The 23,682-nt window shown below is 46.5% G+C and carries 13 protein-coding genes and 1 pseudogene; 10 read left to right on the top strand and 4 right to left on the bottom strand.

Going from position 1 to position 23,682, the window contains the following annotated elements:
- Positions 1-128: 128 nt before the first annotated feature.
- The 3 genes and pseudogenes from metH (at position 129) to NE536_RS22970 (ending at position 6,441) form a co-directional block, all read left to right on the top strand.
- Positions 129-3,863 (top strand): methionine synthase, encoded by a 3,735-nt coding sequence (metH, locus tag NE536_RS05690; protein ID WP_261272076.1) that lies wholly within the window; start codon positions 129-131, stop codon positions 3,861-3,863.
- Between the two features lie 1,255 nt (positions 3,864-5,118).
- Positions 5,119-5,895, top strand: a pseudogene (locus NE536_RS22975) (PAS domain-containing protein); the annotation flags it as partial.
- 111 nt (positions 5,896-6,006) lie between these two features.
- Positions 6,007-6,441, top strand: a complete 435-nt coding sequence (locus tag NE536_RS22970; protein ID WP_371824898.1) for a methyl-accepting chemotaxis protein — start codon at positions 6,007-6,009, stop codon at positions 6,439-6,441.
- Positions 6,442-7,079: 638 nt separating this feature from the next.
- On the opposite strand, the gene NE536_RS05680 is transcribed toward NE536_RS22970, so the two are convergent.
- The 3 genes from NE536_RS05680 to NE536_RS05670 all read right to left on the bottom strand — a co-directional run bounded on the left by NE536_RS05680 (position 7,080) and on the right by NE536_RS05670 (position 9,319).
- A complete protein-coding gene (locus NE536_RS05680; RefSeq protein WP_261272075.1) occupies positions 7,080-7,640 on the bottom strand; it encodes a hypothetical protein in 561 nt (186 codons plus the stop codon).
- Between the two features lies 1 nt (position 7,641).
- Positions 7,642-8,763, bottom strand: coding sequence for a hypothetical protein (locus NE536_RS05675; RefSeq protein ID WP_261272074.1), 1,122 nt, complete (start codon positions 8,761-8,763; stop codon positions 7,642-7,644).
- A gap of 133 nt (positions 8,764-8,896) precedes the next feature.
- Positions 8,897-9,319, bottom strand: coding sequence for a hypothetical protein (locus tag NE536_RS05670; RefSeq protein WP_261272073.1), 423 nt, complete (start codon positions 9,317-9,319; stop codon positions 8,897-8,899).
- Between the two features lie 1,327 nt (positions 9,320-10,646).
- On the opposite strand from NE536_RS05670, the gene NE536_RS05665 reads away from it, so the two are divergent.
- From NE536_RS05665 to NE536_RS05655, 3 genes are read left to right on the top strand one after another with little or no spacing between them, the layout of a single operon-like run.
- Positions 10,647-13,544, top strand: a complete 2,898-nt coding sequence (locus tag NE536_RS05665) for a xanthine dehydrogenase family protein molybdopterin-binding subunit (protein ID WP_261272072.1) — start codon at positions 10,647-10,649, stop codon at positions 13,542-13,544.
- Complete coding sequence (locus NE536_RS05660; RefSeq protein ID WP_006085889.1) at positions 13,541-14,074, top strand: (2Fe-2S)-binding protein; 534 nt, start codon at positions 13,541-13,543, stop codon at positions 14,072-14,074. Before NE536_RS05665 ends, NE536_RS05660 begins: the two co-directional genes overlap by 4 nt.
- Complete coding sequence (locus NE536_RS05655; RefSeq protein ID WP_261272071.1) at positions 14,074-15,354, top strand: cytochrome c; 1,281 nt, start codon at positions 14,074-14,076, stop codon at positions 15,352-15,354. The genes NE536_RS05660 and NE536_RS05655 overlap by 1 nt, the downstream gene beginning before the upstream one ends.
- A gap of 145 nt (positions 15,355-15,499) precedes the next feature.
- On the opposite strand, the gene NE536_RS05650 is transcribed toward NE536_RS05655, so the two are convergent.
- On the bottom strand, positions 15,500-16,483 hold the full coding sequence (locus NE536_RS05650) for a dienelactone hydrolase family protein (protein WP_261272070.1): 984 nt from the start codon (positions 16,481-16,483) through the stop codon (positions 15,500-15,502).
- A 220-nt stretch (positions 16,484-16,703) separates the two neighbouring features.
- Here NE536_RS05650 and NE536_RS05645 point away from each other — a divergent pair, with 220 nt between their 5' ends.
- The 4 genes from NE536_RS05645 (at position 16,704) to NE536_RS05630 (ending at position 23,572) form a co-directional block, all read left to right on the top strand.
- Positions 16,704-17,651, top strand: a complete 948-nt coding sequence (locus NE536_RS05645; protein WP_261272069.1) for a LysR substrate-binding domain-containing protein — start codon at positions 16,704-16,706, stop codon at positions 17,649-17,651.
- Between the two features lie 324 nt (positions 17,652-17,975).
- On the top strand, positions 17,976-19,184 hold the full coding sequence (locus NE536_RS05640; protein ID WP_012088411.1) for a NupC/NupG family nucleoside CNT transporter: 1,209 nt from the start codon (positions 17,976-17,978) through the stop codon (positions 19,182-19,184).
- A 350-nt stretch (positions 19,185-19,534) separates the two neighbouring features.
- Positions 19,535-21,832 carry a hypothetical protein gene (locus NE536_RS05635; protein ID WP_261272068.1) on the top strand — a complete coding sequence of 766 codons (2,298 nt, stop codon included), beginning with the start codon at positions 19,535-19,537 and terminating at the stop codon, positions 21,830-21,832.
- 12 nt (positions 21,833-21,844) lie between these two features.
- Positions 21,845-23,572 carry a toxin-antitoxin system YwqK family antitoxin gene (locus NE536_RS05630; RefSeq protein WP_261272067.1) on the top strand — a complete coding sequence of 576 codons (1,728 nt, stop codon included), beginning with the start codon at positions 21,845-21,847 and terminating at the stop codon, positions 23,570-23,572.
- The last annotated feature ends 110 nt before the right edge of the window (positions 23,573-23,682 follow it).

The raw sequence follows: 23,682 nt of genomic DNA, 5'->3' as shown, positions 1-23,682 counted from the left end.
AAATGTCCAAAAGCATTTTATAAAAACAAGTATCCAAAAACAAATGTCGATAGACCAGAATAAAATGCACTTTGCATAACAAGGGTCGATGCTTGGACTTAACTTAGCTGTATTTAAGGTAATTATTTATGACGATACCCTCTACCAAAGCCGGCCAGATATTGGCAGACATTCGTAAACAGCTTGCTGAGCGCATTCTAATCTTAGACGGTGCCATGGGCACTATGATCCAAGGCTACAAACTGGAAGAAGAGGACTATCGCGGCGAACGCTTTAAAGATTGGCACACTGACGTCAAAGGCAACAACGATTTATTGGTGTTGTCGCAACCCCACATCATCAAACAGATTCACACCGACTACTTAAACGCCGGTGCCGACATCATTGAAACCAACACCTTTAATGCTACGACTATCGCCATGGCCGACTACGACATGCAGTCGCTGTCCGCCGAAATTAACTTAGCCGGCGCCCGCCTCGCCCGTGAAGCCTGTGATGAAGTGTTTGCTGCCACAGGCATTCCGCGCTACGTCGCCGGTGTGTTAGGCCCCACTAACCGTACGTGTTCGATTAGCCCTGATGTGAACGACCCAGGCTATCGTAACGTCAGCTTCGATGAGTTAGTCAGCGCTTACCGAGAGTCCACTAAGGCGCTGATTGAGGGCGGCGCGGATATCATTATGGTCGAGACCATATTCGATACCTTAAACGCCAAAGCCGCGCTGTTTGCGATTGAATCGGTATTCGATGACTTATTCGGTCAGCATTCTAAAGACAGACTGCCTATCATGATTTCGGGCACCATTACCGATGCCTCTGGCCGCACACTGACTGGCCAAACGACCGAAGCCTTTTACAATTCCCTTCGCCATATCAAGCCCTTATCTATCGGTCTTAACTGTGCACTTGGGCCAAAAGAATTACGCCCCTATGTGGAAGAATTATCCCGCATCAGTGAGTGTTATGTGTCGGCGCATCCGAATGCGGGACTGCCGAACGAGTTTGGCGGTTACGATGAAACCCCAGAAGACATGGCGAATGTGATCGAAGATTGGGCGCGCGAAGGCATGCTCAATATTATCGGTGGTTGTTGTGGTAGTACGCCTGAACATATCCGCGTGATCCGCGAAGCAGTGAGCCGTCACGATCCACGTATTTTGCCGGACATTCCAGTCGCTTGCCGCTTGGCAGGTTTGGAACCACTGACTATCGATGCCCAATCCCTGTTCGTTAACGTGGGAGAGCGCACCAACGTCACTGGCTCGGCTAAGTTTTTAAAATTGATCAAAGAAGGCAAGTTTGAGCAAGCGCTCGATGTCGCCCGCGAGCAGGTTGAAAGCGGCGCGCAAATCATCGACATCAACATGGACGAAGGCATGCTCGATGGCGCCGAGATCATGCACAAGTTTTTAAACTTAATTGCCTCTGAGCCCGACATCAGCCGCGTGCCGATTATGATCGACTCCTCTAAATGGGAAGTGATCGAAGCTGGCCTCAAATGTATTCAAGGCAAGGGCATAGTTAACTCGATTTCCCTTAAAGAAGGCGAAGCCAAGTTTATCGAGCAAGCCACCTTAGTGAAACGCTACGGCGCGGCGGCCATTATCATGGCATTCGACGAGCAAGGTCAGGCCGACACTAAGGCGCGTAAAATCGAAATCTGTACCCGCGCCTATCGGGTGCTGGTCGATAAGGTCGGCTTTCCGCCCGAAGACATCATCTTCGACCCGAACATTTTCGCTATCGCCACGGGTATCGATGAACACGACAACTATGCCGTCGATTTTATTGATGCCATTAAAGCGATTAAAGCCACCCTGCCCCACGCGATGATTTCGGGCGGTGTGTCGAACGTGTCGTTCTCGTTCCGCGGTAACAACCCAGTGCGCGAGGCAATTCACGCGGTGTTCCTGTACCACGCCATCAAAGTCGGCATGGACATGGGCATTGTCAACGCGGGTCAGTTAGCCATTTACGACGATATCGATCCCGAGCTTAAAGTGCGGGTCGAAAACGTAGTGCTTAACTTGCCCTGCCCAGTTGAAGGCTCGAGCAATACCGAGCAGTTACTTGAAATCGCGGAGAAATTCCGCGGTGATGGCGCACAGGTCGGTAAGAAAGAAGATTTAGAATGGCGCAGCTGGCCAGTAAGCCAACGCTTATCCCATGCGCTCGTCAAAGGCATTACCGAATTTATTGATGAAGATACCGAAGCCGCTCGCCAAGAAGCGAAACGTCCGCTGGATGTGATTGAAGGCGCCTTGATGGACGGCATGAACGTGGTCGGTGACTTGTTCGGCTCGGGTAAGATGTTCCTGCCACAGGTGGTGAAATCGGCGCGGGTGATGAAAAAAGCCGTGGCTTACTTAAACCCCTATATCGAGCAGGAAAAGGTCGAAGGCCAATCTAACGGCAAGATTTTGATGGTGACAGTAAAAGGAGACGTGCACGATATCGGCAAAAATATCGTCGGCGTGGTGCTCGCCTGTAACGGTTTTGAGGTATTCGATTTAGGTGTGATGGTGTCGGTGGAGCGAATTCTCGACGCCGTGAAAGAACACAATATCGATATCATCGGCATGTCGGGGCTCATCACGCCGAGTCTGGACGAGATGGTGCATAACGTGAAAACCTTCCACCGCGAAGGCTTAACCATTCCGGCGATTATCGGCGGTGCCACTTGCTCTAAAATCCACACAGCGGTGAAGATTGCGCCCCATTATCCCCATGGCGCTATCTATATCGCCGATGCGTCCCGCGCCGTGCCTATGGTGAGTAAACTCATCAACAACGAGACTCGCCAAGCGACCATAGACGAAACCTATGCCGAATACGACGACATGCGCACTAAGCGTTTATCCCAAGCCAAGCGCAAAGAAATAGTGTCACTCGAAGCGGCCCGTGAAAACCGCTGCCAACACGATTGGGCCAACTACACCCCGTTCACGCCAAACGTGCTCGGGCGCCAAGTGTTTGATAATTATCCATTAGAAGACTTAGTGGAACGTATTGACTGGACACCGTTTTTCCGCTCGTGGGAACTGCACGGCCATTACCCTGAAATCCTCACCGATAAAGTGGTCGGTGAAGAAGCGCAAAAGCTGTTCGCCGATGGTCAGGCCATGCTCAAGCAAATCATCGAAGAAAAGTGGCTCACGGCGAAAGCGGTTATCGGCTTATTCCCAGCCAATACCGTCAATTACGACGACATTGAGCTGTATACCGATGAGTCGCGCACCACAGTTGAAATGACCACGCATCACCTGCGGATGCAGCTTGAACGTGTCGGTAACGACAACTTCTGCCTATCCGACTTTGTTGCACCAAAAGACTCTGGCGTCGCCGATTACATGGGCGGCTTTGCGGTGACCGCAGGCCACGGTATCGACGAACATGTGGCGCGTTTTGAAGCGAACCACGACGACTACAACGCCATCATGCTCAAATGCTTAGCTGACCGTTTGGCCGAAGCCTTTGCCGAGCGGATGCACGAACGAGTGCGTAAAGAATTTTGGGGTTATGCGGCCGACGAGCAGTTAAGCAACGAAGCCTTAATCCGCGAGAAATACAAAGGTATACGCCCCGCACCGGGTTACCCAGCTTGCCCAGATCACACAGAAAAAGGCTTGTTATGGGACTTGCTCAAGCCCGATGAAACCATCGACTTGAATATCACCGAAAGCTACGCTATGTTCCCCACAGCGGCAGTATCCGGCTGGTATTTCGCCCACCCGAAATCGCGCTACTTTGGTGTGAGTAACATCGGCCGCGATCAAGTGGAAGATTATGCCAAGCGTAAAGGGATGACTGTCGCAGAAACGGAGAAGTGGCTGGCGCCAGTGTTGGATTATGATCCTGAGTAATCATGTTTACTCGTAATTTGCCCAAACTGAATTTAGGCAACTTTATAAATGGGCAAAGTTAAGGGGCGAGTTGTCGCCCCTAATTTTTTACTTTAGAAAGTTAAAATCAAGGTCGTGGGGCTTCACCCCACACCCGACCAAGGAGGACTGCTCGTCCTATCCTCCTTGGATTCTCCCTTGCCGAACAACGTCCTTGTCTAACTGCCAGTTCGCCATCCCTGGCTCTCGTTCGAAACGCTGCTACGCAGCACTCACCCTAGCGAAGTGACATGCATTAGTTACCTGTCTCATACTCCAATAAAAATCGCCTAACGGCTCAGATGGCACATCCATGTGCCCCCGAGCCTGCGCCATCATCCATGATGTCGCCACGGCCCCACTCTAACAACTAAGAGCTATCTGCGTATTTCGACAACTTCGCAGGGGATCGGTGAACTTCTGTCGCATTAGAGTTAACGTTTCGCATTGAAAGAGTTATGCATGTCCTATCTTTTCTATCTTTTATCTTTTCTCCAGTTCGGCTGTTCCTGCCTCTGCTCATAAGCACGAACATCATCGATTTTCATTCGCCCTTCAGCAACTTCGCAGGGGATCGGTGAACGTCTGTGGCATTAGAGTTAACTATTCGTATTGAAAGAGTGATGCCAGTTCCACACTTCTTATTGTCCTCAACTTACCAAGTTATATTGTTGACTCAAGATGACTATTGATACTTCTATAAACTAAAGACAAGTGGATCAACTCAACCAAAGCGAAATGGATTATTCCGATAATGGAATATGGCCGCTACCCATTAACGACTAGTGAAGTGGATGAAGAACTCTAGATATCGAAATGTAGACCACACAAAGTGATTTTCTGAATAATTACGGTATATTCATAAGTCATACTAAGACCCGAAATAATAACTAACCCACAATAAACCGTGATATACACACCCGACACCAATCACACTTAAATCCTAAATAAATAAACCAATAAATTCAACATCATGAATAATCCAACATCCTTCCTGCTTGAGAAAAAATATCCAAACACAGTATTCAAAAAAACCAACCAGTAAGTCTAAATGATGACTCCACAACAACGTTATAGTGATATAGCCTTAGTTCAACGCTAAAGACGATATATAAAGCTATCGGCATAACAATTTGATCTAATTAGCAGACTGCATCATATAAGTAGAAAAAAATTTATCGACTATACTCAGTTTCTCATCATAAAAATGACGTTTTAAGACTTCTTGGAAATCAATATGATCATATTTAACAAAAAATTAAAGGCTGAACATGAACAATTGAAAGAAGAGTTATTTTCAATGCGGCAAGTTAGGGAAAGCCTTGATAGTGAGATGTTAGTATTAGCGCTAGATGCTGATGGAAAAATTATAGCAATCAACGCTAATTTTACTGACGACATGTTATTTCAAAAAAACTCACCTATCGGCAAACACTTAACGGAAATGGTGCCAGCGCGAGCTCGAAACACAAGTCATTATAAAGCAATGTGCAATGCCATAAAGCAATGCGAACATTGGGTAGGTGCACTACAAATTGTTAAGGGCGATGGTGAGGAAGCTTGGTTACGAGCCATTTTACAGCCCGTCAAAAACAGTAATGGCAAGTTAAAACACTTTTCTATTTATGCAAACGATCTAACCCGTACTATTGAAAGCTCGAAAAAACATGAAGATTTAAACCAAGCATTACAGCGCTCTACCGCTGTTATTGAGTTTAACTTAGACGGTACAGTCATTACTGCTAACGATAACTTTTTAAATGCGATGGGATACACTAAGAATCAAATTGTTGGTAAACACCATAGAATTTTTTGCGAACCAGAAGAATATAACTCAATAGAATACAAGCATTTTTGGGATCAGCTATGCAAGGGACAATTTGTCGCGAATCGCTTTAAACGTGTGGATAGCTATGGCCGTATCGTTTGGTTAGAAGCCTCTTATAATCCTATTTTTGATAGCTACAACGAACTCTACAAAGTCGTAAAATTTGCCACTGTTATCACAGATCAAGTCAACAGAGAACTGGCCGTATCCGAAGCGGCTGACATAGCCTATAGCACATCCCAACAAACCGATGCTTTTGCAAAAAAAGGGAGCTTAGTGCTACAAGAAACAGTTGTGATGATGAATAAATTAGCGACGCAAATGAATGATGCAGCCAAAGGCATTGAAGCATTAGATAAGCAATCTCAAATGATTGGTGAGCTAGTAAAAAGTATCAGTGGCATCGCCGATCAAACCAATCTTCTTGCCTTAAATGCAGCAATTGAAGCCGCTCGCGCAGGAGAACAAGGACGCGGTTTTGCAGTCGTTGCAGATGAAGTCAGGCAACTTGCCTCACGTACCAGTAAAGCGACAGAGGAAATTGTAGAGGTAGTATCAAAAAATAAAATGTTAACCGAAAGTGCAGTCAATATGATTGAGCAAGGTAAGCAACAAGCGCAACAGGGGTTAACACTCTCAACCCAATCGGGTGAGGTTATGTCAGAGATTCAAGATGGTGCACAAAAAGTGGTTAATGCAGTTGGCCAATTCACCAACCAGCTAACTGTCTAATTTTAAAATCCTTATGCCCTATAAAAATACATTTATGGTGTTACATAAACGTGGTTGAACAGATTATCCATACACAAAAGCCAGCTCGGCAATCCTTGCCTCTCGCTCATAAGCGCAATCACAAAAGGTGATTATTCGCTTTGCATCTCCCCTTGCTGCAAAACGGTAGTGGTCCCGAGTAATCGCGCTTACGCGGTATAAGATCGGTCTTGCGACCGAAAGGTCGTGGGGCTTCACCCCACACCCGACCAAGGAGGACTGCTCGTCCTATCCTCCTTGGATTCTCCAAGACGCCCCTAGCGAAGTTACATGCATTAGGTACTAGCTTCGTGCTTATTCGAAAATAGCTAACGCTTCCGATGGGGCGTCCCTTCCCCCCGAAAGCTACGCAGACGTCCTGTCTGCGTCACGCTATTTTCTTCAACGCTCTTCAGCAACTTCGCAGGGGATCGGTGAACTTCTGTAAGATTAGAGTTAACTTTTCACCTTTAAAGAATTATGCGTTTCCTATCTCTTAGCCAATTTAACAATGGATGTCTCATTAAACCGAACTACCGCGCCATTAACGATGGATGTCCATTTAGTTCTCTATGCTCATACCCAAAAAAACTAATAGAATTGAAAAAGTAAATGTTTCACTATAAATCCTTATCAGCCTCCACCTCAGTTTTTTTATCATGCAAATCGTTAACAAACTCCATATTACTTCTCATTACAAATAGAATCGCCCTCAATTGAATCAGTAATAAATACAATATAAATGAGATAGATAAACCTTGATAGAAAAACATATTCCCAGAAAATATCTTGGCTTCAGAAAACAAGGTGGTCATTAAATTAAATAACAACAACCCTATCAATACAAATGCAGAGGATAAAATTACCAACACTAATTTTTCAATTCTATTAGTTTCTTTTGACCCTACAAGAAGCGATACTTTTTCTTTCTTTGTGTAAGCGGCAATGGCCTGAGGATATGCATAAGCAATCCATAATCCAGCAAGAGTAAACACCGCTGCAGCTGTATTTTGCAGCGTGCCAGTTATAGATGCAATATTATCAAAGTCGGTATATGGCTGAGAAATAAAGCCTAAAGCCAAACTAAATAATATAAAAATAAAATGCATTAGATACTTTCGTCTAATCAATATAATTGACAAATAAAAAAACAAATAAACATTGTCAGGATTTTTTTTCATTTCACTCTCCGACAGCCATTTCACTTTCATTAAATCCAGAGACTAAATTTGAGTTTGATTTCGCTACAAAAACCAAAATATCACTTCGTATCTTTTGTATTTCCTCCATTAATTTCTTAGCTGAATGGTAAGAAACTCCACTTTTTAAAGGATCAACGAAAATTTGTTCCTTCCTTGCGTAATCATTCAGCCAATGAGTAACCTCACTATTATCCTCTCTGAACCCAATGTTATTCCATGAGCCAGAAAAACTATACTCGCTCTTATGTAAAGATGATATGCTTTTTAATTCTTCAGCAGAAAAGTTAGACTTCTCTATTATTTCGACTTGCTTAGTAAAAGTTTTCTTATTTCGAACACCTCTAACTAAATCATATAATTTAAAGCTAGTATCTTTATCATCTTCTTTTACTGTTGAAATTGTATCTCTTATAACTATATGGCTAATTGTAGAAGACAACTTCTTTAGATTATAATTATCAAACGAAAGCTCTTTGGTTCTACATTCAAATTTATACCTTAATGAGCAATCACTACCCTCTGATTTATAACTAACATACTTTGTTGTTATTTGCTTTGACGTTTTAGTATTAAATGATGTAGCTTCATTAACTTTCTTTCTTGGATGTTCTATTCGTAGGTCTATACATCTTTTAACATACATACAGACATCCTCTGTTGCTGCTGTCGAATGTGGAAAGTTTATTGATGCAACCAAGTTATATTCAGGTATAAACCAATAATACATAGGCTGTCCAAGAATTACTTCCTTACCCTTTTCTTTAGTTGAAAGATTAACTGAATCGCCATCGCCACCAAACTTGGCATCTGCAGATATACCTGCAACTTTACCACTTTCGTCACCAAATCTATTCCAAAAAACAAATATATAATCGCCATTTACTTCGTTATATTCTACTGCCTTACAATACACTTTTGTTCTATTAGGTGATGAATCAACATCCCAAGGAATGGTTTGTGTAAAATCACGGTCTTGTAACCAGCTAGTTACACTACACAAGCTATCCTGAACAGAGCCTTCAACAAGGCATAATTCTTTATTCTTAAAACTATAAAAACCACAATTGACAATTTCAAAAAAACTAATTAAACCTCTATCCATCAATTAACACCCCTAAGTGTTTTAACATTAACCCCAATAGCATATCTTTATTAATTAAAATTACTAAAAAATGCAAACGTAGAAGAATAAAATTTTAGCTTCTAAAACTAAAATAACATTAGATATTTATATTTTATTTAAACATAACCAATTCCCCTGAATTGTATGCTCTATCAAATTCTGCTTTTGCATCGGCTTTGTGGTTGATGCAATTGACCATGTGTTCGTCGGACTTAAAGTTTTTACAGTCTTCGGGGACAAGATAATACTTGCGCCATGCTTCGGCTTTGCGTAATCGCGCGGCCTCATTTTGTTTGGCTAGTCTAGATTTTTCTGCCGCGTTTTGTTGTAACTCTTGCTGAATCTGATACTCAGCAAGCTGGCGATCTTTCGCAGCCTGCTGGCGAGCAAGTTCCGTTTGCTTTTGTTGCATAGCAAACTCATTAAGCCCTTGTGTCAGGCGGTATTCGACATAACTCAAATAGCCAATTCGCACTAATAAAGTGACCAAGCCCGCTAACAAGATCCCTAACGTAATTTGTAAAACTGATTTCATCCCTAACTTCCAAAGTCCATTACTATTCTGAATTGTTATTTTTTAATCAGAGAACATAAATGCTAAGGGCTACACCCAAATTGGCATTGTTGCACCAGTGACCTTCTAAAACATGGATGTTTTAGTAGAGCCTACAGGGATGTATTCACGGCGAGTCACTGGTGTAACAGTGCGAAAGCCTGCGGCAAGCAATTAGCTGCACTGATAATTGGCAGAGATATCAATACCCATTAGCTACCCAGACAAATCAGCACTATCAAAACGTTTCAACTTTGTCGTTCAACAAAGCTTCCCCATTGCTACCGCACTTCGCCAACACCTGTCAGCCAAGCCATCAATTAAAACAAGGTTGCACCAACTCAAAACGTTCACTGCTGAACATTGAGCAAAATGCCAATAAGCACTGTGGCAACAAGCATAAGTGCCAAAGCATATTCACCAATTTGCAGGAGGAGTTGGGTATCTAAGAAAGAGAAAAGACACATCGTCCTGATGCAAGTGACTCGAATCGCGGGTACGCGATTAAAGCTCATCCTTGTTAAAAACCTAAGATAGCGACATAGCGTACACTTGTCTATAACTTTAGCATTACAAATTAGATAGTTAAGTGATGACTAATTTGTGAATTAGCCTTATTGGTACTGGCCAACAACTCCTTAGTCGAAGGAATACACCTTCCCCTGCGAAGTTGCTGAAGGGCGTTGAAGAAAATCGCGTGACGCAGACAGGACGTCTGTGTAGCTTTCGGGGGGAAGGGACGCCCCATCGGAAGCGTTAGCTATTTTCGAATAAGCACGAAGCCACTAATCAATGCATGTAACTTCGCTAGGGACGGCAAGGGATTTCCAAAAGGGGAATAGGCGTTTTTTCCCTTTTGGTCGACTCTTGATTGAAAATCAGGGGGTGAAGCCCCACGACTTTGATTCACCTCGGCCGCTAGGCCGTATTAACTCACTATTACATGCGACCTAATTTTGGCGCGCAAATAAGCCCCAATTGAGCTCATTGCTCAAGGGCTTAGAGCAAAGGGCGCTGAGCAAAATTCAGCCATAACGTAACTGAGTTGAATCACAGTGCAAACATCACTGTAGAAGCCTGATAACACAGGTGCTACACACGGATTTAGCTTGATTAAAACTGCGGCGATTAACCGCCTAAATTTGCATTTTCAGCCCTACATGCTAACGTGGCTAATGTAAATTTACATTCAGTGTTTATCAAAGCTATGTCGCAACAATCAATAAAAAGTCGATCGACAACAAGCCTATATCGGGCGATACCAAGCAGCGTGGCTGATATGACACGGAAGCACAACTGAGGTTGAGATATGGAACCATCTAATACATCACGCCGGACCTTTATCAAGCAATGTGTGATTGGCGGGGTTGCCGTATATTCGGCCCCTTTGTTGTGGGAAATGAGTCGCGCGAATGCGGCAATTGTCTCACCTGAACTGGCAGCCCAATGGCAAACTCAGGTTAATGGTCAATCCAAACCTAAGTTTCGTAACGACGGCATAGCGAAAGTCACAGGCCAAAAGGTCTATGGCCGTGATTACCGCGCTATGGACATGGAAGGTTGGCCCAAGCAGCAAGGTTACGCTTTTATTCTACGCGCCGCCGATGCCTCCCATGTTTATCAAGGCTTTTCCCTCGACCATCTGCCCGCGTCGGCTAAGCCCTATAAAGTGATCACTGCGGCCGATCTGGCCCGTGATAAAATCAAGCTGCCCGATTTTTACGGTGACAACATGTTACTGGCCGAGGGGCAAACCGCCGACTACTTAGGTCATGCGGTAGCGATATTGTTGTTCGACAGTTTCCCCGCCTTTAAGCAAGCTAAGTCCTTGCTCCAATTTGATCAGACCTTACTGCGCTTTGGTGAGCAAACGCCGTTTGTGTCGGACACCAAAGACCCTTACGCCAGCTGGCGCCTTATTCGGGTTGAAGGTGAAGATCGCGCAAGGGAAGATTTATATAGCCCACTCCACGATGGGCTATTTTTCCCCAGCGTAAAAGATCGCAAGCCAGAATGGTTAGGCAATCCGAATGCCAAAGGGACAGTGTCTGAGCGCGGGCTTTATTATGCCGGTGAGATAGATAAGCAGATTGCTAGCGCCCAAGCCAATCAACAATGGCAAGTGTTAGAGCGGGAATATCGCACCCAGATCATCGATCCTATGATGATGGAACCCGAAGCCTTTAACGGCTGGTACGACGCAACTAGCCAAACCTTTCATACTGTGATTACCTCGCAGTCGCCGCAGGATTTTCAAGAGATGGCAGTGCACATGCTGTTATCTAGCCCACTGGCAGGCAAGGTAAAACATCTTGTGGTGCACTCGCCTTATATCGGCGGTGGATTTGGCGCGAAAGACCATTCGATATTTCCCTATTACGGCGTGATCGCGGCTGTTTATGCCAAGGGACCAATCCGACTCGCCAATGACAGATTCGAGCAATTCCAATCTGGCCTTAAGCGTCATCCGTTCATCATGAAAAGCCGCTTAGCGGTGGATAAATCAACCTTAAAAATCCAAGCCTTAACTTCGCAGATGACAGTCGACGGCGGCGGACGAGTCAACTTTACCCCGTCTGTGACCTCAGTTGGCGCGACGGCGATGCAAAGCATTTACTACACACCGCGTAACGATATTATCGCCACAGCCTATGCGTCGCGTAACCCAGATGCGGGTTCGATGCGCGGTTATGGCACGCTGCAATCGATGACGGCGATGGAATGTATGATCCACGAGATAGCCGACGAGCTGAAGGTTGATCCCTTTAAACTGCGCGCAGCCAACGTGATGGAGTCCGGCCAGCGTAATACTCAAGGCGCGATCCCTAACGGCACTTTACGTTACCGCGAAATGCTCGATATGGCCGAGCAAGATCCCGTGTGGCAAAACCGCGCGGTGAATAAAAAGGACTATGAGGCCAAACATCCGGGGATGCGTTACGGCGTCGGTTTTGGTATCGCCACCAAAGATTATGGTACGGGTGCAGCGGCGCCAAGTGCGGCGGTTCGCCTAGCGAAAGACGGTAAAATCACCCTAGAAATCGGCTTTATCGAAATGGGCACAGGCACGCAAACCTCACAAGCTGTTGTGGTCAGCGATGCCCTCGGCAACTTTGCCGATGAAGTAAAACTCGCCGAAGTGGATATTTGGGATGCGATGCAATTAGTGCAAACCGATAATCCTTATATTATTTCGCAGCAACGCCAAGATGAAATGGCGGCCAATCCACGCTGGACACCGGTTAAAGCCATGGCCTCGTCGGCATCTATGTCGGCCTATTATCAAAGCCATGTCACCCGCATCGCAGCCGACGTGATCTACCGTCACGGCCTGTGGCCTGCGGCGGTATCGATTTGGAACGAGTTGTATTTTAATACGCCAATGGGCTCGACTAATTTGCATAACGCCCGCGATGGTCGCTGGGTCGATGGCAAGTTAACCGCCTTGGGCTTTCCGCCACTGTCGATCGATATTCTCGCGAAACGCGCCCACGACATGGGCTTAGTGGTCGGCGTGATGGGCCATGCCTTTAATCGCTGGGCCTGGGCCGAAGCCGATTTCGACATTCTTGGCACCAAAGAGCGTTTAGCACTCGATGCACTGGCGCTGCAATACGGCGAAGGTAACGCGACGTTTGCGGCCACTTCCGACACGACTATGAGTATCAAAGCGCGCCAAGCCAGCATGAAGTCTAATGGCTATCACTTGATCGATCGTCAAGCCATGAGTTATCCCAAGGCTGAACTAAACAATGCCATGGTGACCTACTACGCCCCCTGCGCCACTTTGGTTGAAGTGGCCGTAAACGAAGGCAATGGCGAAGTCACGCTGCTGAGTTCTCATACTTGGTTAGAGGCAGGCAAAGTGATCGTGAAAGAACTGGTCGAAGGGCAAATTCAAGGTGGCCTTGCGATGGGGATTGGCCATGCACTGCATGAAGGCTTACCGCCATTTGAAGCCGGCGCAGGCAATGGTACCTGGAACCTCAATCGCTATCAGGTGCCGTTAGCGCGGCATGTGGGCGTGTGGGATCAACGTCATACCATATTGCCGCAGTTATCTGATAACGATCCCAGCCGTGGTATCGCCGAAGTGGTGATGATCCCTGTGGTCGCGGCGCTGATTGAAGCCGTGTATCAAGCAACCCATGTCCGCTTTTACGATTTACCTATGACAGCGAAAAAAATTAAGGAGGCCATGGCATGAGCCAGTCTATTAAACTGACCATTAATAACCAAGCCGTAGGCCCAATTGAAGTCGCCGATGGTGTGATGATGATTGAGTTTCTACACGAATACTTAAACCTCACAGGCACTAAGTTTGGTTGTGGCGCAGGCGTATGCCACGCCTGTACAGTGATCGTCGACGACGAGCAAGGCATGAGCGAAGTGGTGCGTACCTGTATCAATGGTGTAGAGCGTTTTAATGGTAAACGCGTCCGCACTGTCGAAGGTCATGCTAGACAAAACTCCCTTGGCGAAATCACCGCCCTGAGCCCAGTGCAAGAAGCTTTTTTAGAGCACTTCTCGTTTCAATGTGGCTGGTGTACCTCGGGCTTTGTCAACGAATCGACTGCGCTGCTTGAGCGATTAGAGCGACAACCTATCGCTAAAGATCAAGTTGAAAAAGTCGTAGAAGATGCCTTGAGTGAACACGTATGCCGCTGTACTGGCTACGTAAAATACTATGCGGCGGTCAAAGATCTGATCCTCAATACTAAGGGGCTAACCCTGTGATGACATCAGCCAATCTGCGCCATTTCCCGCACATTAGTAGGATAAGAAATCTGCTGAGTCACAATCTACTCCTGAGTTTAGGGCTAGGTTTGCTCGCCTGTTCCAGCAGCCTTGCCGATGAAGGTGGCAATACAACAAATAGTGACATCGCACGCGGCGCGTATCTGATGAAGATAGGCGACTGTGTGGCCTGCCATACTGCGGTGGGCGGGCGCGAACTCGCGGGCGGTTTGCCGTTCGAAACGCCCTTTGGCGCTGTGTACTCGACCAATATCACCTCAGATAAAGAAACTGGGATTGGCAAATACAGTTACGAGGACTTTTTTGATGCCATGCACCACGGTGTTGGCGTCAACGGCAACCTCTACCCTGCTATGCCCTACACGTCATACAGCCTGCTGACGGACGACGACACTCAGGCGATTTATGCCTATTTGATGAGTACTAAACCCATCAAGCAAGCCAATCGCGACAATGATGTTTACTTTCCGTTTAACCTGCGTTTTGGCCTAAAAGCTTGGAACTTAGTCGCCCACGATGCCAAGGAATTTACCCCGAACAAGGAAAAAAGCGAGCATTGGAATCGTGGCAATTACTTAGTCAATGCCCTAGGGCATTGCGGTGAATGCCACACCCCAAGAGACACGCTGTTTGCCATGGAGCAGGACAAGCACTTTGAGGGCGCGATTATCGAAGGGCTAGAAGCATCGGACATTCGTCCCGCCGAGCTTAACAGGCAGAACTGGACCCATGAGGATCTTAAGTCGCTGTTTACTGAAGGCTATTCCCGTAAAGGCACAGTATTTGGCGGCATGTATCCCGTGGTGTATCACAGCTTTAGCCACTTGACCGACGATGATATGCGCGCGGTGAGCAGTTATCTACTCGATACCGACGAAGATATTAAACCGGATCCGCTCACCTTTAACGGCCATAAACCTGAACTGCCAGGTTATACGCTTTACAAAGGTTACTGCGCCGGTTGCCATGGTCAAAATGGTGAAGGTCGCCCCAACGTCGCCCCCGCGATGGCTGGTAACGCCACCTTAGATAAAGCCAGTCCTCACAATATCGTCGCCGTGATGCTAAAAGGCATTAAGAGCCAGCATTACAACCTCACCACCAGCTTTTATGCCATGCCGGGATATGCTGATGAGTTAAGCGACGAGCAGATTAAAGACTTAGCCAATTACCTAAGACTCACCTGGAGCACACAAGCTGGTAATCTCGATGTGAAGACTATCCAAAGCTTGAAAGAAGTGATCCTCGAGCACGACTAACCCGCATGGATATGTGGGAAATTTAAGATAAAAGCCGACGCTAGCGTCGGCTTTTGCTTAAATGCACACAGGTATCAGAGTGAACTTTTACGTCTCATTTGGATTTATCACTTACTCATTAATCAGCTCAATAATAAAGCAAGCTTTACTCGCCACGCAGCCGAGTATCGAAGAAGGCTAAGCTGCGCGTCCATGCGAGCTCGGCGGTGGCTTTATCGTATCGTCCAGTGGAGTCGTTATGGAAACCGTGATTCACGTTGGGGTAAAGATAGGCGACGTAATCGGCTTTGTTGGATTTCAGTTGGGTTTCGTACTCGGCCCAAGTGTCGTTTACCCGCTGATCGAGCCCTGCAAACTGCAACATTAACGGCCCTTTCACGCGGCTACGCAGTTCAGTGGCGGCAGGCGTGCCATAGAAAGGTACGCCAGCATTGAGCTCATCGGGAATCGTGGCGGCCAGCATATTGACGATATAGCCGCCAAAGCAAAAACCCACGGCACCGAGTTTGCCATTGCTCTGGGGATGGGCTTTTAAAAACTGCGCGGCGGCAATAAAGTCTTGCTCGATTTTGGCTCTGTCTAAACTACTTTGCATGGCGCGGCCCGCATCGTCATTGCCCGGATAGCCACCAAGGGAATAAAGCGCATCGGGGGCGAAGGCGATATACCCCTGCGCGGCTAAACGGCGAGCCACATCTTCGATATAGGGATTAAGGCCACGGTTCTCGTGCACGACTAATACTACTGCGACTTTTTTACTGGGGTCTAAAGTCTTGGGCTCACCAGCGCTACTGCCAGCAAGCAATAATTCATTGGGTATCACTAAATAACCGCGCCCTTCACCGTAACCATTGGGCGAAGGAAATTTAACATAGCTCGCTTGAATGCTGGGATCGTTAAAGGAGACTTGCTCGGCAAGGGCATAGTTCGGCAAGAGTGCGCCCGTGAGCGTGGTCAGGGTAAACCCTAGCGCCACCAGTCCTGCGAGCCGCGTCATAAACTCACGGCGATCGATAATGCCGTGGGCATATTCGTCATACCAGTCAAAGGCTTCCTGCGGTATCGGTTGTACTTTCTGAGCACTCATCTGGCTTGTGTCTGCTAAGGCTTGCTTGTCTTGTTGTGTCATCGTTATTCCTCCGTTGAACAAGCTAACCACAGGTCACTTCCCTAGCTTGTGGGTGTTAAGATTTAACTCAAGAGTAAAGGAAGAATCGTACTTAGGGCAACTGACTTTAACGTGTGCTGTTTTGTAAGCTTGGTTTGAAATAACACACGATTGGCACAAACGGCTGTCGGTTAAGGCTAGGCTAGCTTAAAATAGCGATTTAGATTCTAGAGGGCTTAGCGTGATACAACATAGAGCTAGCCAGATGGTGATATTTCACACACTGGTGACCAGTGGCAGTTTTACCCAAGCGGCGGCTAAGTTAAAAACCTCGACCTCCTATGTCAGTAAGCAAATTGGCGCGTTGGAAGCTGAGCTGAACTTGTTGTTAGTGCAGCGTACTACTCGCACCTTAGTGTTAACTGACGCTGGCCAGCAGTTTGCGCGTTATTGTGAGCAAGTGTTTGAAGCGACACAAAATGCCGATGCCATGATGCTGGACGCCCGCGACGACATTAGCGGCACTATTCGCCTCGGTTCTTCCCAATCCTTTGGCACCTTACACATCATCCCCGCGCTGGAAGTGTTGCAGCAAAAGTATCCCGAATTACGATTTGAACTAAGCCTATTCGACCATAAGGCCGACATGCTAGAAGAAGGCCTCGATCTGTGGATCACTAACCATGAGCAGCTAAACGAAGGCTATATCGCCCAGCACCTCGCCGAGACGAACTTTGTGGTTGTCGCCTCTCCCGATTATTTGCTCAAGCACGGCGTGCCACATCATCCGCGGGAGTTAGCTCAGCACAATTGTGTTATCTATCAAAGCAAAAGTCGTAATTATGATCGCTGGAGTTTTGCTAAGGATGACCTAGAACAAACCGTGCATGTGGCGGGGAATTACCGTGTCGACTTAGCCGAAGCCGTGCGCAATGCTGTCATAGCAGGGCGCGGCATAGGCTATGTGGCCACGTATTTACTCAGTGATGAGTTTCAAAGCGGCAAACTCATTCAACTCTTACCCGATTGGAAACCACTGCAGCAGATGCCCGTCTATGTGGTTTACCCAAGGCGGCGCCATTTACCGACTAAGTACAAAGTGATTATCGAATGTTTAAAGTCCCATATCGGCCACCCGCCCTACTGGGATAAAAAGCTCAAACCTTGGTTAGGTAAGACAGTCATTTAAACTGCAACCACTTAAACTGCAGTCACTTAAGCTACTGTCATTTAAGCAACAGTCACTTAAGCTGCATTCAAACCTGCACTGACTACTGCACCAGCCTAAAGTCGTCTGTGGCGTGATTTCGATTATTGCCGCAGACACAAATATTATTTCCTCTGGGCAACAGTAGCCGAAATTTATTTTATTCTCCTTCATAAACAGCACGTTAAACTGTTGCTATTTTCAACACTTTTATAGTAACAGCCCAGTAACGCTCTCGACTTGCCCTTACGCTGACTCGGCCTACAATGCGCGACTTCTTCTATCACTCAAAAGAATAAACCCATTATGACCGCGATATTAGGCATGATTAGCATCTTGTTTTTTGCTTGGTTACTGTCAGTGAACCGCAAGAACATTCCCTACCGCACTGTGATTTTAGCCCTAGGCTTACAAATTATATTTGCCCTGTTAGTGCTCTACGTCCCTGCGGGTAAGGCCGTATTGCAATCTGTTACGGCGGGCGTGTCGAGCGTGATAGCCTATGGCAACGAAGGGATTGGTTTCCTGTTTGGCGATCTCGCCACGGGTAAAGTCGGCTTCGTATTTGCGATCAATGTTTTAGGTATCATCATCTTCTTCTCGGCGCTGATTTCAGCTCTATACCATATTGGTCTTATGCCTAAGGTGATCAACATTATTGGTGGTGGTCTGCAGCGTTTATTGGGCACGGGCCGCGCCGAGTCTTTATCTGCCACGGCGAATATCTTCGTCGGCATGATTGAAGCGCCGCTGGTGATCAAACCTTATTTAAAGCACATGAGCGATTCGCAATTCTTCGCGGTAATGAGCTGTGGTTTAGCCTCAGTCGCGGGCGGCACCTTAGTGGGATATGCCGCTTTAGGTGTCGATCTTAACTATCTGATTGCCGCTGCCTTTATGTCAGCACCTGCGGGTCTGTTGATGGCAAAAATCCTCATGCCACCCAACGAAAATGACAAAAACAATTCAGATGAAATCACCTCAGTCGAACTGCCACGCGCCACCAATGTGGTTGAAGCCTTAGCCGATGGCGCTATGTCTGGCATGCGGATTTCAGTCGGGATTGGTGCCACTCTGCTGGCCTTTGTCAGTGTTATCGCCCTGCTGAATGGTATGTTAGGCGCTGTGGGTGAATGGTTCGGTTACCAGTTAAGCTTCGAATTCTTGCTCGGTTATCTGTTCGCGCCTATGGCGTGGCTGCTGGGTATTCCTTGGCATGAAGCCATTACTGCGGGCTCGCTTATTGGCCAAAAAATCGTGGTGAATGAGTTTGTGGCCTTTATCCAGTTAATGAAAGTAGAAGACCAACTGAGTGCCCATTCTCAGGCCGTTGTGACTTTTGCCCTGTGTGGTTTTGCGAATATTTCAACCATGGCAATTTTAATCGGTGGACTGGGTAGCATGGTGCCAGAGCGCCGCGAATTTATCGCCCGTAATGGTTTTCGCGCCATTGCCGCCGGCGTATTCGCTAACCTCATGAGTGCAGCAATCGCCAGCGTGATCCTCTCGCTGTAGCTTGTTTTCGATAACAGCTTTCTGTCCTCGAGTATCAATCACTGATCTCGAGCATCGAAATAGAAAAAGCTGATCCCAGCGTAAACCCAAATCAAGCACGCCTTGGTTTGGGTTTTGTTTTATACCCCGCTTAATTATCCGCTTACGCTCGTCTTTACTGCCACAAGACTGACCTAAATCTCAGCACAAACAAATAAGCACGGACATTCTCTTTACCTTGCTTACTCGCCTTTTAAGCTCACATTTTGATGACGTCGTTTTATTGCCTCAGATAGTTTTTGTGTATAATGTCGCCAAACCAAGATTAATATATTTACATTTCAATAACATGCGTAGTCAAGGGAGTACAAATGGCCACAGGGAAATACAAGGCAGTTCACGCCGCAATCGCACTGACAGTGGCAAGTATCACACTCTTGTTAACCGCCTGCGATGACTCAACGACGTCCTCAGAATCGGTTACGGCGAATATACCCGCAGATCGCGAGTATCAGATTATTTCTACCATAAGCCTCAACGATGGTTTCGAAACTCGCAAAGTGTTGCAGGCACGATTACTGCTGGATTACCAATTACAAGATGCAGAGGGTAAGGCGGCCAGCTTAACCACACCGTTAACCCATAACGCCCGCTTTTTTATCCAACCTAACCTGCTGCAAATTAGCGATTATGGCATGCCGATCCCGGTGAGCAATATTGACCCTAAAGGCAAGTCCAATGAAATCTTTCAGTTGGTTAAAGATGGCTTTAATGTGGAATTTAACAATGGTGAAGTCCGTCAATTAACCCCCATTGCCAAGATGGATCAAAAAGATATCAAGGAGTTATTTGAGCGCTGGCAAAATCTGAATAACTTGTTTAAACAAGCCCCAACCTTGCCTGTAGCGCTTGAACCTAGCGTTGGTTATAGCATCAACGCGCCCATGGATGGGCGCTTAACTTGGACGGTTGAGCAGGTCAGTGAAGATAAGTTGATCGCCGTATTACAAGGGGAGAAAGACAAGTATAAGGCCTATGGCAAGTTCGAAGTTAACCGCAAAACCGGTTGGTTAGAGAGCATGGCGTTTTTTCAACGGGAAGAGCGCCAAGGGCGTACCTTCACCCGCCGCATCGCCATGGCGCCCAAGGATCGCCCTTACATAATGAGCACGCTTTGGCATGCCGATGATAGCTTTGATGCTGAGCGCGATAGGGATGATAGGCAAAAGGAGCTGTACCGCATTAGCGATATACCGCAGGAATATCGCCCCAATAATAAGGCATTTATTCAATCCTTATTACCTGATCAACAAGGTATTTTAGATAATCTTGGCCCTTGGGGCACTGATACCCCTGAAGATCTGCAATTGCGCTTTGTCCACAATATGAGTCCGCAATATGTGGAAGCCGATGTGCGTTATGAAGACTTAACCGCCTATGACGCAAACGGCAAACCGATTGACATTCACTTCTGGCAGCACGGTAAAGGTTGGGCGAGGAATTACCATCCCTCGATTGAGTCTTCAACCGATATTATTGCTACGGGTTGGGATAACACAGCGAATAAACTCAAACAGATAGACCATATTACTGCCAAGCTAACACTTATCCCACAGACGAGTAAGATCGTCGAAAAGTCGTGGGATGAACTGCTGGCAACACCTTACAGGGTTGGCGATGCCAGCCTAACAATCCAAGTGCTCGATGCCGAGGCGAAACTCTTTAAAGTCGTGTCAAAGCAGAGTGAGGATCAGAGTATTAATCTGCCTTTCCAACAATTTAAAGGCATGATGGCTGAGGCCCGTCGCGAAGGTAATTATCCCTCTTGGCTAACGGCAACAGACAAGGAACTGCTAGAGCAATTGATTGGAGCCGATGAGAGCCATCACCTCACCAGCAACACACTGTTACTCAAGCTGGATGAAATTCCTAAAACCCTGATGTTAATTGAGCAACAACCCCAGCCGGAGTTGACTCAAACCAAAACGATCCGCTTTGTACAATTTAGCGACTACAACAAAAATCTGGCGAATCCTCCCACCGAGTTTGGTAACGCTGGCCTAGGTAGCTTTATCAATCCGGCGCTAGATGCTGCAAAAAATGAGTTCAGTACGATCCAAGGGATAAAACCTGTAACTGACAATGGTCATAATCTGTATATTCCCATGTCAGCTGCCTTGGCAACCGCCTGCAAACCTGAAATAGATCAAGGTTTTAATGAGGGTAAAAATCCCGTCACTTGGCAGTTTGATCCCAACGCCCCAAACGGGGCAGCCTATAGTTTGATGACCCCAGACCGCGTGCGGCAGTTTTTCTACGATAAACAGATCAAGGGCAAGATCCATTGCCAAGGTGATATTCACTGGCAGCCTTTAGAACTGGCTGTAACCGACCGCCCTTGGTTAATCGATTTAGAGTCTTGGCTGACGCAAACCGGATATGGCAATGAGCCAAGTAGCGATCTTAAAAATTACTTTAAGGTCGAAGATGCCCAAGGCAACCTGTTAACCATTCGACTCCCCGAAAATACTGAGCAGCGGATAAACGAGGTGCTGGTCGATGGTCGCTATTTAAGTATCGCAGGCCCCGCCGCCAAGGTGAGTTATATGACTATCTCTAAAGACCCCGTCGATATTCCCTATGAATTCACCTTTAAACCTTTGCCATAAAAAGGAGCAGTTATGCGTATATTTACAGTAAAACGGCTCCTTGGAGCACTCGTACTTATCAGTACCCATGCCAATGCAGAAAACGTGCTGCTCGATGCCCATTGGAAGGTTGTCAAAGATGAAAAACAGGCTTTGTACTATTTAAAGCTATCGACTGAAATGATCGATGGCAATTATAAGGCTGAGGTCTATTACAAAAACAAAGATATGCTTTTCTGCGCCAGCGCCCTCGCCGATAACAAGATCGGTAAAAAAATCACCAGCGAACAATTTCGCGGTGCGTATCAATGTTACTTTGAGGATGGCAAACCGTACGAGCAAGGCTTTCGTAACGAGCAAGGCCAACTTCATGGCTTGCTTAAAAAATACATTGCCACCGGTCAACTGTATGTTGAAACGCACTATGAAAATGGCGTGAAACAAGGCCTAGAAACGAGTTACTGGGAAGGCGGCAATATCCGTTACAAAGCGAGCTATCAAAATGGCAAAGAAGTCGGCATAAGCGAACTCTATGATGACGAAGGCAAACTTAGAGGCAAAGTCTGTAAAAGTGGCACCTGTGTCACCCAATACTATGACAATGGCAACTTACACCTCGAAATCCCCATGGTGGATGGGCTCAAACATGGCAACGAAACGAATTGGGGCTTTGGTAAACTGCTTTCGACCCAAGCTTATGTTAAAGATAAAAAACAGGGGGATTATTTTGAATACTTCCCGGATGGCAAGGTCGAGCGCCACTACCAATATCAAGCTGATTATAAGGTCGGTGAGCAGCTGACTTATTATGAAAATGGTCAGATCAAATTAAAGGAAGTCACCAACGATAAGGGTGATGTCCTCCAAGCTATTGAATACGATGAACAAGGGCAAATTAAAAAAACCACAGACAGCAAATACCAAGGTAATAGCTGGGTTTATCGTAAACAGCAGCGCTATCGCGATGGCCAATTGATTGAGACTCAAGAAGAAGACAAACTCAAAAACTGGTCACTCTCCGAAACCTTCAAAAAAGGCTTGTTAATCGAACGCCAGGAGCGACTCAATAACCAATTGAATGGCTTACAGATAAAATCTTTCGACTACAACGATGTCATCACCCTCTCCCGCGAATATTATCAGGCGGGTAAGCGTGAAGGCGCCTATGAGACGGTGAAAATTGAGCCTGCCACAGGGAAAACTCAGCTAGTAGAGCAAGGTCAATATGCCAAGGATAAACAAGCAGGTACTTGGAAGAAATTTCAGGACGACGCCACCCTCACCTATAGCCACGATGATAATGGTGAGCTCCACGGTGAATACCTCAACAAGACCAACTCTGGCCAGTTGCTTGAATCTATTCACTTTAAACATGGCAAGCCCGATGGATTAGTCCAACGTTACGCCAGTAACGGCCAAGTGTATGAAAAAGGCGAATACCGTAATGGTGAACAGGATGGCGATTGGATATTTGCCGATGGTGAGTACGGTTTCCGCCCAATACCCAACCCTGAAAGACGCTATTGGTATGGTCGCTTCGACCAAGGTAAACGAGTCGGCCATTGGGAATTGCGCTCATCTGAAGACTATGTGCTCCAAATCGCCAATTATGACGAACTAGGCAGGCTTGATGGTAAGCAATACGAGTTTGAGGAACATGGCTGGATACGGGTGATTAATAGCTACCATAATGGCCAGTTTTTAAATCAGGAAATGCCACCCCCTGTGGTCACTTCTGATGATGTTTTCCCTCGGTTTTAGCTTAAGCCTAGACGCTGTGCACTGCATTAAGTGCACAGCGCAATAGATAATTAAAATTAGGATTCTTACATAGGCCGCACATACCTTGGCCTTAAGACCCAGAACAAGGA

Source organism: Shewanella septentrionalis (genome assembly GCF_025370265.1).
GTDB lineage: Bacteria > Pseudomonadota > Gammaproteobacteria > Enterobacterales > Shewanellaceae > Shewanella > Shewanella hafniensis.
This window is presented reverse-complemented; position numbering and strand designations above follow the sequence as displayed.

Coding starts and splice junctions, on each gene's coding strand:
- NE536_RS22970 (WP_371824898.1), top strand. CDS start 6,007: ATGATGAATAAATTAGCGACGCAAATGAATGATGCAGCCAAAGGCATT.
- metH (WP_261272076.1), top strand. CDS start 129: ATGACGATACCCTCTACCAAAGCCGGCCAGATATTGGCAGACATTCGT.
- NE536_RS05665 (WP_261272072.1), top strand. CDS start 10,647: ATGGAACCATCTAATACATCACGCCGGACCTTTATCAAGCAATGTGTG.
- NE536_RS05675 (WP_261272074.1), bottom strand. CDS start 8,763: ATGGATAGAGGTTTAATTAGTTTTTTTGAAATTGTCAATTGTGGTTTT.
- NE536_RS05670 (WP_261272073.1), bottom strand. CDS start 9,319: ATGAAATCAGTTTTACAAATTACGTTAGGGATCTTGTTAGCGGGCTTG.
- NE536_RS05655 (WP_261272071.1), top strand. CDS start 14,074: ATGACATCAGCCAATCTGCGCCATTTCCCGCACATTAGTAGGATAAGA.
- NE536_RS05680 (WP_261272075.1), bottom strand. CDS start 7,640: ATGAAAAAAAATCCTGACAATGTTTATTTGTTTTTTTATTTGTCAATT.
- NE536_RS05630 (WP_261272067.1), top strand. CDS start 21,845: ATGCGTATATTTACAGTAAAACGGCTCCTTGGAGCACTCGTACTTATC.
- NE536_RS05650 (WP_261272070.1), bottom strand. CDS start 16,483: ATGACACAACAAGACAAGCAAGCCTTAGCAGACACAAGCCAGATGAGT.
- NE536_RS05660 (WP_006085889.1), top strand. CDS start 13,541: ATGAGCCAGTCTATTAAACTGACCATTAATAACCAAGCCGTAGGCCCA.
- NE536_RS05640 (WP_012088411.1), top strand. CDS start 17,976: ATGACCGCGATATTAGGCATGATTAGCATCTTGTTTTTTGCTTGGTTA.
- NE536_RS05635 (WP_261272068.1), top strand. CDS start 19,535: ATGGCCACAGGGAAATACAAGGCAGTTCACGCCGCAATCGCACTGACA.